This is a genomic window from Pseudomonas putida, assembly GCA_029953615.1.
GTDB lineage: Bacteria > Pseudomonadota > Gammaproteobacteria > Pseudomonadales > Pseudomonadaceae > Aquipseudomonas.
Genome location: CP124529.1, coordinates 5,271,968 through 5,287,138, shown reverse-complemented (window position 1 = coordinate 5,287,138; position 15,171 = coordinate 5,271,968). Strand labels below are relative to the sequence as shown.

The following is a 15,171-nucleotide window of genomic DNA, read 5'->3' as shown; positions in this document are numbered from 1 at the left end:
TGTGTGGAGTGTTTTCTATGCAGACTTCGAGCACCGGCGTGTCACGTACCCGGCAAGTGGTCGCCGCCGTCATCGGCAACGCCCTGGAGTGGTATGACTTTATCGTGTACGGTTTTCTGGCCAGCATCATCGCCCGCCAGTTCTTCCCCTCCGACGACGAATACGCCTCGCTGCTGATGGCCCTGGCCACCTTCGGCGTCGGCTTTTTCATGCGCCCGGTGGGCGGCGTGCTGCTGGGCATGTATTCCGACCGCAAAGGCCGCAAGGCAGCGATGCAGATGATCATCCGGCTGATGACCGTGTCCATTGCCATGATCGCCTTTGCCCCCGACTACCTGGCCATCGGCATGGCCGCGCCGATGCTGATCGTGGTGGCGCGCATGCTGCAAGGTTTTGCCACCGGTGGCGAGTACGCCAGCGCCACGGCCTTCCTGGTGGAAAGCGCGCCGGCCCACCGCAAGGGCCTGTATGGCTCTTGGCAGCTGGTGGGGCAGTGCCTGGCGGTGTTCTCCGGGGCGGCGATGGTGGCCTTGGTCACCCACTTGTGCACGCCTGCGGCGCTGGACAGCTGGGGCTGGCGTATCCCGTTCGTGCTCGGCCTGCTGATCGGCCCGGTGGGGTTGTGGATTCGCAAGCACATGGAAGAACCCGAGGAGTTCATCGAGGCGCGACGCCAGGCCAAGGGCCAGTCGCCCAGCCTGTGGCAGGTGCTGCGTGAGCATCGGCGCAGCCTGTTGGTATCGATGGGCCTGGCCTGTGGAGCGACGGTGTCGTTCTACGTGGTGCTGGTGAACATGCCGACCTTCGCCCACAAGAACCTGGGGTTGCCGCTGGACCAGGTGCTGCTGGTGCAGATGCTTGCCGTGGGGCTGATGACGGTGGTGATTCCACTGTCCGGTGCATTGTCTGACCGGCTGGGGCGGCGACCGGTGCTGATGGCCTTCACCCTGGCGTTCTTCGTCATGGTCTATCCGTTGTATGTGTGGGTGGCTGCCGCGCCGTCGCTGGAGCGCCTGCTGGTGATGCAACTGCTGCTGTGCACCGCCATCGGTGGCTTCTTCGGGCCGGCGCCCACGGCCCTGGCCGAGCAGTTCCCGGTCGAGGTGCGTTCTACCGGTGTATCGGTGGCCTATAACGTAGCGGTGATGGTGTTCGGCGGCTTCGCCCCGTTGATCGTCACCTGGCTGAGCAAGGTGCTCGGTACCCCGGTGGCGCCGTCGTTCTACGTGCTGTTTGCCTGCCTGCTGACACTGCTGGGTACCTATTGCCTGAAAGAAGCCCCACGCGCGGGCAAGCCTGCCGCTTTCAACCTTGGAGTGAAACCGTGATGCCGCTAGCCATCGACCCCATCGTTGCCCTCGATGCCGAGGCATTGTCCAGGGCCATCCATGCCCGCCAGATGTCGTGCCGGGAGGTGATGCAGGCCTATCTGGCGCATATCGAACGCTTCAACCCGCAGGTCAATGCGCTGGTGTCGCTGCGCCCGGCCGAGGTACTGCTGGCCGAGGCCGATGAGCGTGACCGCGAGCTGGCCCGCGGCCATTCGCGCGGCTGGATGCATGGCATGCCCCAGGCGATCAAGGACCTGGCTGCCACTGCCGGGCTGCGCACCACCCTGGGTTCGCCGCTGTTCGCCGAGCAGGTGCCCGAGCAGGACGCGATCAGCGTGGCGCGGGTAAGGGCTAGTGGAGCGCTGATCGTGGGCAAGAGCAATGTGCCGGAATTCGGCCTCGGCTCGCAGACCTACAACACCCTGTTCGGTACCACCACCAATGCCTACGACCCGGGCAAGGTGGCCGGGGGCAGCAGCGGCGGAGCGGCGGCAGCGCTGGCCATGCGCCTGCTGCCGGTTGCCGACGGCAGCGACATGATGGGCTCGCTGCGCAACCCGGCGGCGTTCAACAACGTGTATGGCCTGCGCCCGTCGCAGGGCCGGGTGCCCCATGGTCCGGCGCCGGAACTGTTCGTACAGCAGTTGGCCACCGAGGGGCCGATGGGCCGCAGCGTGGTGGATGTGGCGCGGCTGTTGTCGATCCAGGCGGGCTTCGATGCGCGGGCACCGTTGTCACTGGGCGAGGGCCGATGTGATTTTGCCGCCGGGTTGCAGCGCGATTTCCGAGGCGTGCGGGTTGGCTGGCTGGGCGACTACGATGGCTACCTGGCGATGGATGACGGAGTACTGAGCCTGTGCGAAGCGGCCCTGGCGGACATCGCGGAACTGGGTTGCCGGGTCGAGGCCTGCCAGCCGGCGTTCGACCTGGCGCGTTTGTGGCAATGCTGGCTGACCCACCGCCACTTCCTGGTGCACGGCAACCTCGGCGCGGCCTATGCCGACCCGGGCAGGCGCGCGCTGCTCAAGCCCGAGGCACAGTGGGAAGTGGAGGGTGGCCTGCAACTGGGTGCTACGGTGGTGTACCAGGCTTCAGTGGCCCGCAGCGACTGGTACCGTGCGCTGGGCAAGCTGTTCGAGCGTTACGATTTTCTGCTGCTGCCCTCGGCCCAGGTGTTCCCGTTCGATGCACGGCAACCTTGGCCAACGGTGGTCGGGGGGCGGACGATGGACACCTACCACCGCTGGATGGAAGTGGTGATAGGGCCGACCCTGGCCGGTTTGCCGAGCATCAGCGTACCGGTCGGTTTCAATGCTGCCGGGTTGCCGATGGGCCTGCAGATCATCGGCCCGGCCCAGGCCGACCATGCCGTGTTGCAGCTGGCCCATGCCCATGAACAACTCACCCGCTGGGTAGCGCGGCGCCCACCCCGGAGGCTGCAAGTGCCATGAAACTGCTGGGCAGGCGCGGATCTTGCTGGCTATCCTGACCATCCGGCTACAAGGAGGTCACACTCATGGGCATCACGGCAGACAGTGGCGGCGTGCGTTCGGTGGAGCGGGCGCTGGCCATTGTCGACCTGCTGGGAGAACACCAGGCGCTGGGCCTGGAAGAACTGCATTACCTGACGGCGCTGCCCAAGGCCACGGTATCGCGCATGCTCGCCACCTTGCAGGAGCAGGGCTGGGTTTACCGCGGCCTCAGCGACCGGCGTTACCGGCTGTGCGCGCGGCGCCTGTTCGGAGATCGCCAACTGCGTTTCAAGCGGCGCCTGGTGGAAAGCGCAGCGCCCATGTTGCTGGCGTTGAGCGAGCGCACCGGGTTGGTGGCTGACCTGTCGTGTTTCGATGGCGAGCGGCTGGAGGTGATGGAGAGCGCCATTCCCCAGGTATTGCGCAAGCGCTACCCGCACACCTGTCAGATCGTCGGGCACCATGCCAGCCTGTTCCACTCGGCGATGGGGCGGGCATGCCTGGGTGAGCTGGCGGTCGATGAAGTGCAGCGTCTGGCGGCCCATGAGCGGGTGGGCGACGAGACGGTACTGCGCGATATCGAGGAGGACGCGAGCAAGGGATTCGGCCAGCGAACCGAAGGGCACTGGGAGTACCCGGTGCGTTTGCCGTTCCTTATCCGCGCGATTGCCCTGCCGGTGCATGCCGAAGGGCGTCTGGCCGGGAGCATTGCCTTGCACTGGCCGCTGGATCAGGCGCCGGTGGAGCGGGTGTTGAACCTGCACCTGAACAGCCTGGCTAGCACGGTGGGCGAGGTGCAGCGGGCCCTGGTGGTTTAGCGGGGACTTGTACTGGCCTCTTCGCGGGCTTGCCCGCTCCCACAGGGAATGGTGCATTGCCTGAGACATGCTCGGTACCTGTGGGAGCGGGCAAGCCCGCGAAGAGGCGAGTGCAGCAAACAACAAAATTCAGCGCTCCAGGCTGTACATGCGGCACTCCGCCAGCAACGCCAGCAGGTTCGGCTCACGCTCCCGCGCCTTGAGGAACACCACGCCGATATGCTGCTGCAGGCGATATTGCGGCTTCAGGGCAATCAACCGGACCCGGTTTTCGTACACCGCCGCGATACGCCCGGGCAGCAGAGCAAAGCCCACGCCCGAGCTGACCATGCTCAGCAGGGTGAAGATATCGTTCACCTGCATGGCCACCTTGGGTTCGAAGCCGGCTTGCTGGAACACCCGTGCACCATCACGGTGGGTGGCAAAGCCCTGGGTCAGGGTGATGAAGGTGGAGTCGGCCAGGTCGGCCAGGTCCACCTCGGCCTTCTCGGCGAAGGGTGAATCGATGGGCACGGCGAGGAAGATGTCGTCGGAGAACAGCGGCAGCTGCTCGCAGGCCGGGTCGCTGATGCTTTCGTCGAGCGACACGAGGATGGCCTCCAGCTCGTGGTTCTTCAGACGCTGCAGCAGGTCGACGTTGGAACCCAGGGTCAGGTCGATGTTGAGTTCGCTGCGGCGCAGCTTCAGGCCCATGACCAGCTTGGGCACGGTTTTCACCGTCAGCGAGTAGAGCGCGCCCAGGCGGAAGCGCTCGGCGTAGAAACCGGCGGCCTCGCGGGTCTGACGGACCATCTGCTCGGCGTCCAGGATCAGCTGGCGGGCTTTCTTTTCCAGCACGTAGGCGCTTTCCAGCGGGATCAGCTGGCGGCCTTCGTGCTTGAACAGCGGGCAGCGCAGTGCGCTTTCCAGCGAGTGGATGGCGCGGTGCACGCTGACGGCGCTGGTGGCCAGCTCGGCGGCGGCGCGGCCGAGGTTGCCGGTGCGCATGAAGGCGAGGAAGGTTTCCAGCTTCTTGAGGGTCAGTTCTTCGTCGATCAGCATGGGTTGGCCCCGTATGCTCATTGCATGGATCCGATCAACGCCCACAACGCCGGCTCGTTGAAATCATCGATCACCAACCCGGCCCCCGCCGCCAGCAACCGCTCCGGCGCCTGCGTAGTGGCCACGCCCACGGTAAAAATCCCCGCGCCACGCGCTGCCGCCACCCCCGGCAGCGAATCCTCGAAGGCCAGTGCCTGCCCGGCCTCGGCACCCAGCCGTTGCAACCCGGTCAGGTAGGGCAACGGGTCCGGCTTGGCCCGTGCCAGTTCCTCGGCCACCAGCACATGTTCAAAGCGCTGGCCCAGGCCCATGGCATTCAACATGTGCTCGGCGTTCAGCCGCGGCGCGTTGGTCACTACGCACATGCCGATGTCTCGGGCCCGGGCATGTTCCAACAGGCGCAAAAGGCCCGGCATCGGCTCCAGAGACGGCGCCATGTCGCGGAACAGCGCTTCCTTGCGGTCAGCCAGCACCCGGCACTGTTCGGCACTGGCACCGGCAAACAGCTCGGCGAACAGTTCACCATTGGCACGGCCGCTGACCTGGGTATCGAACTGCGCCTGGCTCAGCTCGCGGCCGTCATGCTCGCGCAGCAGTTGGCGGAAGGCCTGCAGGTGCAAGGTGTCAGTGTCGGTGAGGGTTCCGTCGAGGTCGAAAAGCAGGGCAGTCAGCATTGGGTATCCAGGTCCAGAAATCGTGGGCAGGCCAGAAGGGAGACTCTTCGCCTTTGGAGTTACGTGAACTCCACTGTCCTGAGTGTACTGGAGTACGGCAGCCTTGGCAGGGCTGTGCTCGAGCTCGGGATTGGCGCCTGCGCATCGAGTCAGCAACTGCCAAAGCTGGAAAGCCAACTGAGTAACCGGCCGTTGTCGCGCTCCGGCCTTCGAGGTTTGGTCATCAGTTCTGGTTGGCGTAGGTGGCTGGGCGCAGGTAGCTTATTTTCTGCACCTTGCCGTCGCTGTCACGGTAGGTGAGGGTGGCGGTGTCTGCTTGGCCGTTGGCGTGGCTCGAGGCTTCCACCGCGATCACTTGGGCGATGTCCAGGTTCATGCCGTACTGGTACGGAGAGGCGGTCTCGGCGAAGGCGACGACGCTGCTGCCGAAGGTCAGGGTGGCGATGGCGATTGCTTTGATGAAGGTCATGATCATTCTCCGTTAGCTTGGGTAGTGGGATCAGCGAATGCTTGCTGCCTGGGCCTGATAATGCGCGCTAATAATTAGTGCGCAAAATATATTTCCACTATCTGGTCTATTGGAGCGCTGCATCGGAAACCAGTCATGGCTGGTCGTTGATTCCGCTTACGAACGGGATGTCAATCCGAGGTGATCTGGGGGCAGTCTGCGCTGGCACACGTCTTGGCAGCGGGCGCTGATCAAGGATGTGCACAGGTGTCATGCTGGAGCTGCGAGCGCATCCAGTCGATAAATACCTGGGTCTCGGCGACCGCATCTTTCGACACCCCATAGTAATAGCGAGTCAGGGGCAGTCGTAGATGAGGCAGCGGGGTGTGCAGTCGGCCGGTGGCAAGATCCTTGCCCAGCAGCGTGGTCGGGCACAGCGCCAGGCCAAGGCCGTCGACGGCAGCTTGCAGCACCAGGTGCATGTGATCGAACTGCAGCGCTGGCCGTTGTCTTGCCTGACTGATACCGGCCAGCTTGCACCAGGCCTGCCAATCCCCACTGCGTGTCCTGCCCGAGAGCAGGGTATGGTGCAGCACATCCGACGGCGCCTGAACCGGTATTGCCTCCAGAAGAGAAGGCGCGGCAACCAGCAGCAGCTCGTCCTCGAACAGCATGCTCGGTTCAAGGTTGGCCGCCCAGCCGGCGCTGCCACGGCGCACTACCAAATCGAAGGCCTCACGCGATGGGTCGGGGGCCAGGGTGCTGGTCGAGATCTCGGGCTGAATCTCCGGAAACTGCGTCATGAAATCCGGTAACCGAGGGATCAGCCAGCGCACGGCAAAGGACGGGCGGACATTGATGATCACCTTGCTCGATGCACTGCTTCGGGTCAGGGCCTGGGTGGCGTTGGCGATCTGCGCCAGGCCCAGGCTGATCTGTTCATAGTAAGTCTGGCCACTCGGGGTAAGTACCGACTGCCGACTTCGGCGTTCGAACAACATTACGCCAAGGTGCTCTTCGAGCAGGCGTATATGGCGGCTGACAGCACTGTGGGTGACATGCAGCTCCTCGGCGGCACGGCTGAAGCTCTGGTGACGCGCAGCCGAGGCAAAGGCCCGGAGGGCATTCAAGGGGGGGAGGTCTCTGCTCATGTGTCTAATTTTGTCACATCAGGGGCGCAAATAAAGCGTTTGTAAGCGATGGTGTTTCACGCCACTCTGACGCCGCTCTGTTCTGGTCTTCGTCCATGTGCGCAACAAGCATCCGCTTCGCTGATCGGACTTTGCTGCATGCGGCATTGATCCTCGGGTGCCGTTGGCAGCCCTGACGCTCTTCAGTTCGATGCCAGGAGGCATTTTGCATGGCTAGTTATGGATTGTTCCTTGTCCTCGCGACTTTCACTGTGTTAAGCCCCGGTCCCGGGGTGGTGCTGACTCTCTCCAATGCCCTGCGTCACGGCTGGAGCGGAGCGCTGCCGGGGATCTTTGGCATCGCCTTGGGCGCTTTCATCGTCGCCGGGCTCTCGGCCAGCAGCGTGGGGTTGGTCCTGGCGACCTCGGCAACGGCGTTCACCGTGCTCAAGTACGCCGGCGCGTTGTACCTGTTGTACCTGGGGGTGAAGATGTGGCGTACCCAGCGTTTCATCCCGGAGTTTACCGTGACTGCCACGCAACCCTGGCGGCGCTTGGTCGAAGCGTTGTCGATCCAGCTGCTGAATCCCAAGGCTGGATTCTTCTTCCTGGCGGTGTTTCCACAGTTCATCAGTGCGCAGGACAACTACTACCGTCAATTCTTCTTGCTGGTTACATCCTACGCGTTGCTGGTCTTGCTGGTACACACTGGGTATGCGCTGATGGCCAATAGCGCGAGGGGCTGGTTGTCGAGCGACCGCGGTGGGCGAATTGTCGGCAAACTCTCCGGCATCACCTTCTTCTGTTTTGGTGTTCTGATGGCATCGGCCAGTAAATGAACTTCTGCCACCAGCTATATAGCCTTCAGCATCATTGCGGTAATTTTGCGATCACCTTGATCTCGAAGTCGAAGCCCGACAGCCAGGTCACGCCGATGGCGGTCACCGTTGGATAGGGCGCCTCACCCCAATATTCGGCCGCTACCCCCCAGATGGTTTCGAATTTCGAGTCGGGGTCGACCATGAAGATGGTCGTGTCAACCACATCCTCGAAAGTACTGCCGGCTTCGGCCAGGATCGCGTTGAGGTTGGCGAAGGCCGTGCGAACCTGCGCCGCGAGGTCCGGCTCTGCCGAGCCGTCCTTGCGGCTACCGACCTGACCGGATACGAACAGAAAACCGTTGGAGCGAATCGCCGGCGAGTAGCGGTGGAGCTCATACAATGCATGGCGCTCAGGCGGGAAAACCACATCACGTTTGCTGGACATTGCATACCTCGTTCGGGGCCCGGGCGGCCCGGTGTTTACGGTGAAGCCACTATAAAAAGGCCACCGAGCTGAATAAACGGGCAGTGCTGGCCATGACTGTTTGTATAATCCAGACAATCCAGGGGCGAGCGAGACGTGTAATGGACCGTTTCGATGCAATGCAGGCATTTGTCCGTGTGGTGGAAACTGGCAGCTTCACCAAGGCGGCAGCCACACTGCACATGAGCAAGACCACCGTGACGCAGCTCGTTCAGCAACTGGAAGCGAGGCTGCGAGTGCGCCTGCTCAACCGCACCACACGCAAGGTCAATGTCACCGCCGACGGTGCGGCCTACTACGAACGCGTCGTCCGGCTACTGGTCGACATGGACGATGCCGAGACCAGCTTGTCCAGCGCCTCGATGTCACCGCGCGGGCGGCTGCGAGTGGATGTCCCCAGCCCACTGGCGCGAATGCTGCTCATACCAGCCTTGCCAGGGTTCTTTGCACGTTATCCGGAAATTCAGCTGACCGTGGGCGTGAGCGATCGTATCGTCGACATCATTGGTGAAAACGTCGACTGCGTGGTGCGTGGCGGCGAGATCACCGATCAATCCCTGGTGGCAAGGCATGTGGGCGATCTGAAACTCGGCATCTATGCCGCACCCGGCTATTTGCAGCGCTTCGGTACGCCGGTGCACCCCCGTGAGCTAGGGGAGAGCGGCCACAACACCGTCGGCTTTCTCTGGTTTCGTACGGGCAAAGCCTTGCCCTACGCGATGCAGCGGGGCGAGGAGCGCGTGGAGGCCCAGGGCCGCTCGCAGCTGATGGTAGACGACGGCAATGCGTACCTTGCCGCCGGCCTGGCTGGCCTGGGGATAATCTGGCTACCGCAGTACATGGCCAAACCTCACCTGGCCAGCGGCGAGCTGCTGCCGCTGTTTGAAGACTGGCAGATGGCGCCAATGCCGATGTATCTGGCATTCCCACCGAATCGCCACGTCAGCGCCAAGGTGCGGGTATTTATCGACTGGATGATCGAGTTGTTTGCCGAGCATGCGCCTGTGGCTGGGTGACACAGGGGTAAGTAAACCCGTTTCGCTATCCAGAAGCTTCTGCCTTTTCCCCGGAGTATCAGTCCAGGCAACCTGACGCAATTGATCGTAGCCGCCAAGCCGTCGACGAAGGGGGCTGTTCAGCGTGCCCCGAAAAGAGTACAAATGTGCTCCATGGACAATCTAACCCCAAAACGCCGCGCCATCTTCGAGTTCATCCGTGAGCGCATTGCCGATCACGGCCAGCCGCCGAGCCTGGCCGATATCGCCACGCGCTTCGGTTTTGCCTCGCGTAGTGTCGCGCGCAAGCACATCACCGCCCTGTGCCAGGCCGGCTACATCGACGTCACGCCGAACCAGGCGCGGGGCATACGCCTGGCCGAACGGCTGCGCCGCCCGGAAATCCTCGAAGTGCCGGTGCTGGGCCAGGTGGCGGCAGGGGCCCCCATCGGCCCGGACCTCGACATTCACGAGCAGTTGCTGCTCGACCCCAGCCTGTTCCGCCGTACCCCCGACTACCTGCTGAAGGTGCGTGGCGACTCGATGATCGACGACGGCATTTTCGACGGCGACCTGGTCGGCATCCTCCAGCAGGCCGACGCCCGCGATGGCCAGATCGTGGTCGCGCGCCTGGACGGCGAGGTGACCATCAAGCGCCTGCAGCGCCAGGGCGGCGGTTATCGGCTGCTGCCACGCAACCCGGCCTATGCGCCCATCGATGTGCGGCCTGAACAGGAGTTCTTCATCGAAGGCGTGTTCTGCGGCTTGCTGAGGCGTGACTGATGGGCGCGGTGGTCGACCTCGACAGGCTGCTCGACCAGCGCCGGGTATGGCGCGGCCGGCAGGCCCAGGCGCGGCCGCTCGGCCTGCAGCCCACAGGGCATGCGGCCCTTGATCAATGCCTGCCGGAAGGCGGCTGGCCTGCGGCTGCCCTCAGCGAACTGTTGCTGGCCAGCCCAGGGTGTGGCGAATTGCAGCTGCTGTGGCCAACCCTGGCCCGCTTGAGCGCTGAAGCCAGCCGGATCGTGCTGGTGGCACCGCCATTCATTCCTTATGCCCCGGCCTGGCAGGCCGCGGGGGTGGACCTTCGCTGGCTGGTGCACGTGGACGCCGAACCTGCCGATGCCCTGTGGGCCGCCGAGCAGTGCTTACGCTCCGGCAGCTGTGCGGCAGTGCTGTGCTGGCCGGAACGTGCCGATGACCGTGCCCTGCGGCGCTTGCAGGTGGCTGCCGAAACCGGCCAGGCGCTGGCCTTCGCCTGCCGGCCGCAACAGGCGGCGCACAACCCCTCACCCGCAGCGCTGCGCATTGCCGTCGACACCCGCCCGGCACAATGGCGCGTGCTGAAAAGCCGTGGCGGCATGCCACCGGCGCTGCCCATCGCCTGCCCGGGGCGGGGCTGATGCAACATGCTCTGGGCCTGCATCCTGTTCCCCCAGCTGGCGCTGGACACGGTCCTGCGTGAGCGTGACGACCCCGATACCCCTCTGGTGCTGCTTGGCGGGCCGACCCAGCGACGCGTACTTCAGGCGGTCAACCCGGCGGCGGCCGCGCTCGGCCTGCGGGCCGGGCAGACCCTGACGGCGGCGCGTGCGCTGGCCGATGGCTTCAGCTGTGTCGAAGCCGACCCCAGGCGCATCGACCAGGTGCAGCAGTTGCTGGCGGCCTGGGCCTACCGCTTCAGTGCCCAAGTCAGCCTGCACTACCCACGGGCGCTGTTGCTGGAGGTGGGCTCCAGCCTGCAACTGTTCGGCCCGTGGCCGCTGTTCGAGGCACGCCTGCGCCAGGAACTGGCGGAACTGGGCTTGCGCCAACGCATCGTGCTGGCCAGCAACCCGGTGGCGGCGCGCATGCTCGCCAACGGCCACGATGGCCTGGCCGTAAGCGATGCCGACGCCACCCGTGCGGCGCTGCTGGGCATGCCCATCGAGCGTATCGGCTTGCCTGCGCAGGCCTGCCGAAGCCTTTGTTCGCATGGGGCTGCGCCAGTTGGGCCAGGTACTGGCCTTGCCCCGTGACAGCCTGGCCAGGCGCTTTCCGGCCGAGGTGCAGTTGCACCTTGACCAGCTGCTCGGCCTGCGCAACCTGGGGCTGGGCTTCTACCAGCCACCGGACCGGTTCGAGAGCCGGCTGGAGCTGAACTTCGATGTCGAATCGCACCAGGCCCTGCTGTTCCCACTGCGGCGCATGCTCAACGACCTTGCCGCGTTCCTCGCAGGGCGTGACTGTGGCGTGCAGCGTTTCTGCCTGTACCTGGAGCACGCCGAAGGGCCGGATACCGTGCTGAAGGTAGGCCTGCTGGCCGCCGAACGCGATGCCGCGATGCTGTTCGAACTGGCGCGCGGGCGCCTTGAGCCGCTGCGCATTCCCGCACCGGTGCGCAACCTGCGGCTGGTCGCCGAGGACCTGCCACCCTTCGTGCCGCAACACCAGGCGTTGTTCGATCCGCGTGCGCAACAGGCGCAACCCTGGGAGCAATTGCGCGAACGGCTGCGTGCCCGCCTGGGTGATGAGGCGGTCAAGGGCCTGAGCGCGGCAGCCGATCATCGCCCCGAATGTGCCTGGCAAGCGCTAGAGCAGGGGGCCCAGGGCAACATGCCGGTGGCCCCTGGCAGCCGCCCTGGCTGGCTACTGTCGGCCCCCGTGGCACTGGACGAAGCCGGCTATCGCGTGCAAGGCCATGCCGAACGTATCGAGTCGGGCTGGTGGGATGGCGGCGATGTGCGCCGCGACTATTACCGCATCGAGACCCGTGATGGCCTGCGCGGTTGGGCCTACCGCGACCTGAGCAACGCCGGCCCGTTGTGGCTGCAGGGCTGGTTCGCATGAGCACCCCGGGTTATGCCGAGCTGCATTGCCTGTCCAACTTCAGTTTCCAGCGCGGCGCGTCGAGCGCCGACGAGCTGTTCCGGCGCGCGCGTGAACAGGGCTACCAGGCGCTGGCGATCACCGACGAATGCACCCTGGCTGGCATTGTCCGGGCCTGGCAAGCAGCGAAGGAACACCAGCTGCGGCTGATCGTGGGCAGTGAAGTGCAGTTGCAGGACGGCCCCAGGCTGGTGCTGCTGGTGCAGGACCTGGCCGGCTACCAGAACCTGTGCGCGCTGATCACCCGGGCCCGGCGACGGGCGCAGAAGGGCGAGTACCAACTGTTTCGCGATGACCTGCAGCAGCACCATCAGGGCTTGCTGGCCTTGTGGGTAGCCGATGACAGCGGCGATGCCGCCCCCGGGCAGTGGCTGCGCAACGTGTTCGGCGAGCGCCTGTGGCTGGCCGTGCACCTGCACCGTGGCAGTGACGATACCTTGCGCCTTGAACGCTTGCGCGGCCTGGCGGCCACGGTCGGCATTCGCGCCGTGGCCTGTGGCGACGTGCACATGCACGTGCGCGGTCGCCGCGCCTTGCAGGATTGCATGACTGCCATCCGCCAACATTGCCTGGTGGCCGAGGCCGGGCGCTTCCTGTTTGCCAATGGCGAGCGGCACCTGCGCAGCCAGGCGCAACTGGGCGAACTCTATCCCGCCGACCTGCTGGCCGAGACCCTGGCCATCGCAGCGCGCTGCCAGTTCGAATTGAGCGAGTTGAAATATCAGTATCCATGCGAACTGGTGCCCCAGGGGCATACCCCGGCAAGCTGGTTGCGGGAATTGTGCCAGCAGGGTTTGCCGTTGCGCTGGCCAGAAGGGCCGAGCAGCATGGTGCGGGAGGTGCTGGCCAAGGAGCTGGCGCTGATCGAGGAGCTGGGCTACGAAAGCTACTTCCTGACGGTGCATGACATCGTCGCCTTCGCCCGTAGCCAGCGCATCCTGTGCCAGGGGCGGGGGTCGGCTGCCAACTCGGTGGTGTGCTTCGTGCTAGGCATCACCGAGCTCGACCCCATGCAACACCACCTGCTGTTCGAGCGTTTCCTGTCGCGCGAGCGCAACGAGCCACCGGACATTGACGTGGACTTCGAGCACGACCGGCGCGAGGAGGTGATCCAGTATGTATTCCGTCGCTACGGCCGGCACCGGGCGGCGCTCACGGCGGTGGTCAACACCTACCATGCTGCCGGTGCGGTGCGGGATGTGGCACGGGTGCTGGGGCTGCCCGCCGACCAGGTGGACGCCCTGGCCAAATGCTGTGGCCGCTGGAGCGATCGCATACCCGATGACCAGCGCCTGGCCGAGGCCGGTTTCGAGGCTGGCAGCCCTTCGCTGCGCCGGGTGCTGGTGCTGGCCGGCGAACTGATCGGCTTCCCGCGGCACCTGTCCCAGCACCCGGGCGGTTTCGTCATCTCGCAGCAACCCCTGGACGAACTGGTACCGGTGGAAAACGCCGCGATGCCGGAGCGCACGGTGATCCAGTGGGACAAGGACGACCTGGACATGGTCGGCCTGCTCAAGGTCGACGTGCTGGCGCTGGGCATGCTCAGCGCCTTGCGCCGCTGCTTCGACCTGCTGCAACGCCACCGTGGCCGTCACCTGACCCTGGCGACGATCCCCGGCGAAGACCCGGCCACCTACGCCATGATCAGCCGTGCCGAGACCATGGGTGTGTTCCAGATCGAGTCCCGCGCGCAAATGGCCATGCTGCCGCGGCTGCGGCCCGCAACGTTCTACGACCTGGTCATCGAGGTAGCCATCGTCCGCCCCGGGCCGATCCAGGGCGACATGGTCCACCCTTACCTGCGCCGGCGCCTGAAGCAGGAACCGGTGACGTACCCCTCGCCGCAACTGAAGGCAGTGTTCGAGCGCACCCTGGGCGTGCCGCTGTTCCAGGAGCAGGTGATGGAACTGGCGATGGTCGCGGCCGACTACACCCCTGGCGAGGCTGACCAGTTGCGCCGCAGCATGGCCGCCTGGAAGCGCCACGGTGGCCTGGAGCCGCACCGCGAGCGGCTGGTGCAGGGCATGTTGCGCAATGGTTACGACCTAGCGTTTGCCGAGCGCATCTTCGAACAGATCAAGGGCTTTGGCAGTTATGGTTTTCCGGAATCGCACGCGGCCAGCTTTGCCTTGTTGTGTTATGCCAGCAGCTGGCTCAAGTGCCATGAACCGGCAATTTTCACCTGTGCGCTGATCAACAGCTGGCCCATGGGCTTCTACAGCCCCGACCAGTTGCTGCAAGAGGCCCGGCGCCAGGGTATCGAGGTCAGGCCGGTGGATGTGTGCCACAGTGACTGGGACTGCACGCTCGAGCCGGAGCCTGGAGATGCCCTGGCCATTCGCATGGGTTTGCGCCTGGTGCGTGGTCTTGCCGAGGCCGATGCCAGGCGCCTGGCGCAGGCGCGGGCGCAGCGGCCATGGCGCGATGTCGAAGACCTGTGCCTGCGTGCCGGGCTCGACGCGCGTGCCCGCGCCCACCTGGCCGATGCCGGCGCGCTGCGCGGCTTGGCCAGCGATCGGCACCAGGCGCGCTGGCAGGTGGCGGCGGTGCAGCCGCAACTGCCTTTGTTCGCCGACGTGGATGCCTTGCCGGAAAGCACCGTTGCACTGCCTGTGCCCAGCGTGGCCGAGGACCTGATGGCCGATTACCAGACCCTGGGTACCACGCTTGGGCCGCATCCCTTGACCTTGTTGCGCCCACGCCTGCGGGCGCTGGGCTGTCGCAGCTCGCGCGAGCTGCAGGGTGTCGGGCATGGTGACAACATTGCCGTGGCCGGGCTGGTGGTGGGCCGCCAGCGGCCCCAGACCGCCAGTGGCGTGACCTTCGTCACCCTGGAGGACGAGCACGGCATGGTCAATGTGGTGGTGTGGCGGGAACTTGCCGAACGGCAGCGGCGGGCGCTGGTGGGGGCGCAGTTGCTCAAGGTCAGCGGGCGGCTGGAGCAGGAGGATGGCGTGCGCCACCTGATAGCACGGCGGCTGGAGGATGTAAGCTCGCTGTTGCAAGGGCTGGACGTGCGCAGCCGGGATTTCCATTAACCCGCGGCACCTCAAGCAAAATCATGATTTTTGCGCGGTCTCTGTGGGAGC

13 protein-coding genes and 1 pseudogene are annotated in these 15,171 nt (G+C 65.0%); 9 read left to right on the top strand and 5 right to left on the bottom strand.

Annotation, left to right across the window (positions count from 1 at the left end; translation table 11 throughout):
- Positions 1 to 17: 17 nt before the first annotated feature.
- From QIY50_24210 to QIY50_24200, 3 genes are all read left to right on the top strand, one after another.
- Positions 18 to 1,328 (top strand): citrate-proton symporter, encoded by a 1,311-nt coding sequence (locus QIY50_24210; GenBank protein ID WGV20344.1) that lies wholly within the window; start codon positions 18 to 20, stop codon positions 1,326 to 1,328.
- Positions 1,328 to 2,782 carry an amidase gene (locus QIY50_24205; protein ID WGV23110.1) on the top strand — a complete coding sequence of 485 codons (1,455 nt, stop codon included), beginning with the start codon at positions 1,328 to 1,330 and terminating at the stop codon, positions 2,780 to 2,782. The genes QIY50_24210 and QIY50_24205 overlap by 1 nt, the downstream gene beginning before the upstream one ends.
- Positions 2,783 to 2,847: 65 nt before the next feature.
- Positions 2,848 to 3,621, top strand: a complete 774-nt coding sequence (locus QIY50_24200; GenBank protein WGV20343.1) for a helix-turn-helix domain-containing protein — start codon at positions 2,848 to 2,850, stop codon at positions 3,619 to 3,621.
- A 129-nt stretch (positions 3,622 to 3,750) separates the two neighbouring features.
- Here the strand turns inward: QIY50_24200 and QIY50_24195 are convergent, their stop codons facing one another.
- The 4 genes from QIY50_24195 to gcvA all read right to left on the bottom strand — a co-directional run bounded on the left by QIY50_24195 (position 3,751) and on the right by gcvA (position 6,935).
- Positions 3,751 to 4,662 carry a LysR family transcriptional regulator gene (locus tag QIY50_24195; protein ID WGV20342.1) on the bottom strand — a complete coding sequence of 304 codons (912 nt, stop codon included), beginning with the start codon at positions 4,660 to 4,662 and terminating at the stop codon, positions 3,751 to 3,753.
- A 17-nt stretch (positions 4,663 to 4,679) separates the two neighbouring features.
- Positions 4,680 to 5,336 (bottom strand): HAD family phosphatase, encoded by a 657-nt coding sequence (locus tag QIY50_24190; protein WGV20341.1) that lies wholly within the window; start codon positions 5,334 to 5,336, stop codon positions 4,680 to 4,682.
- Positions 5,337 to 5,559: 223 nt separating this feature from the next.
- The gene (locus QIY50_24185; GenBank protein WGV20340.1) at positions 5,560 to 5,805 is read right to left on the bottom strand and encodes a DUF2790 domain-containing protein; all 246 of its coding nucleotides are present in this window, start codon (positions 5,803 to 5,805) and stop codon (positions 5,560 to 5,562) included.
- Positions 5,806 to 6,035: 230 nt separating this feature from the next.
- The gene (gene gcvA / locus QIY50_24180; GenBank protein ID WGV20339.1) at positions 6,036 to 6,935 is read right to left on the bottom strand and encodes a transcriptional regulator GcvA; all 900 of its coding nucleotides are present in this window, start codon (positions 6,933 to 6,935) and stop codon (positions 6,036 to 6,038) included.
- A gap of 209 nt (positions 6,936 to 7,144) precedes the next feature.
- On the opposite strand from gcvA, the gene QIY50_24175 reads away from it, so the two are divergent.
- Positions 7,145 to 7,753, top strand: coding sequence for a LysE family translocator (locus QIY50_24175; protein WGV20338.1), 609 nt, complete (start codon positions 7,145 to 7,147; stop codon positions 7,751 to 7,753).
- Positions 7,754 to 7,784: 31 nt separating this feature from the next.
- Here QIY50_24175 and QIY50_24170 read toward each other — a convergent pair whose 3' ends face one another.
- Positions 7,785 to 8,180, bottom strand: coding sequence for a RidA family protein (locus QIY50_24170; GenBank protein WGV20337.1), 396 nt, complete (start codon positions 8,178 to 8,180; stop codon positions 7,785 to 7,787).
- A gap of 140 nt (positions 8,181 to 8,320) precedes the next feature.
- Between QIY50_24170 and QIY50_24165 the strand changes: the two genes are divergently transcribed.
- The 5 genes and pseudogenes from QIY50_24165 (at position 8,321) to QIY50_24145 (ending at position 15,120) form a co-directional block, all read left to right on the top strand.
- Positions 8,321 to 9,235: a LysR family transcriptional regulator gene (locus QIY50_24165; GenBank protein ID WGV20336.1), complete on the top strand. Its 915-nt coding sequence runs from the start codon at positions 8,321 to 8,323 to the stop codon at positions 9,233 to 9,235.
- A gap of 144 nt (positions 9,236 to 9,379) precedes the next feature.
- Complete coding sequence (lexA, locus tag QIY50_24160) at positions 9,380 to 9,997, top strand: transcriptional repressor LexA (protein WGV20335.1); 618 nt, start codon at positions 9,380 to 9,382, stop codon at positions 9,995 to 9,997.
- On the top strand, positions 9,997 to 10,617 hold the full coding sequence (gene imuA / locus QIY50_24155; protein WGV20334.1) for a translesion DNA synthesis-associated protein ImuA: 621 nt from the start codon (positions 9,997 to 9,999) through the stop codon (positions 10,615 to 10,617). Before lexA ends, imuA begins: the two co-directional genes overlap by 1 nt.
- 6 nt (positions 10,618 to 10,623) lie before the next feature.
- Positions 10,624 to 12,043: pseudogene (locus QIY50_24150) on the top strand (DNA polymerase Y family protein).
- The gene (locus QIY50_24145) at positions 12,040 to 15,120 is read left to right on the top strand and encodes an error-prone DNA polymerase (GenBank protein ID WGV20333.1); all 3,081 of its coding nucleotides are present in this window, start codon (positions 12,040 to 12,042) and stop codon (positions 15,118 to 15,120) included. Before QIY50_24150 ends, QIY50_24145 begins: the two are co-directional and overlap by 4 nt.
- Positions 15,121 to 15,171 lie beyond the last annotated feature (51 nt).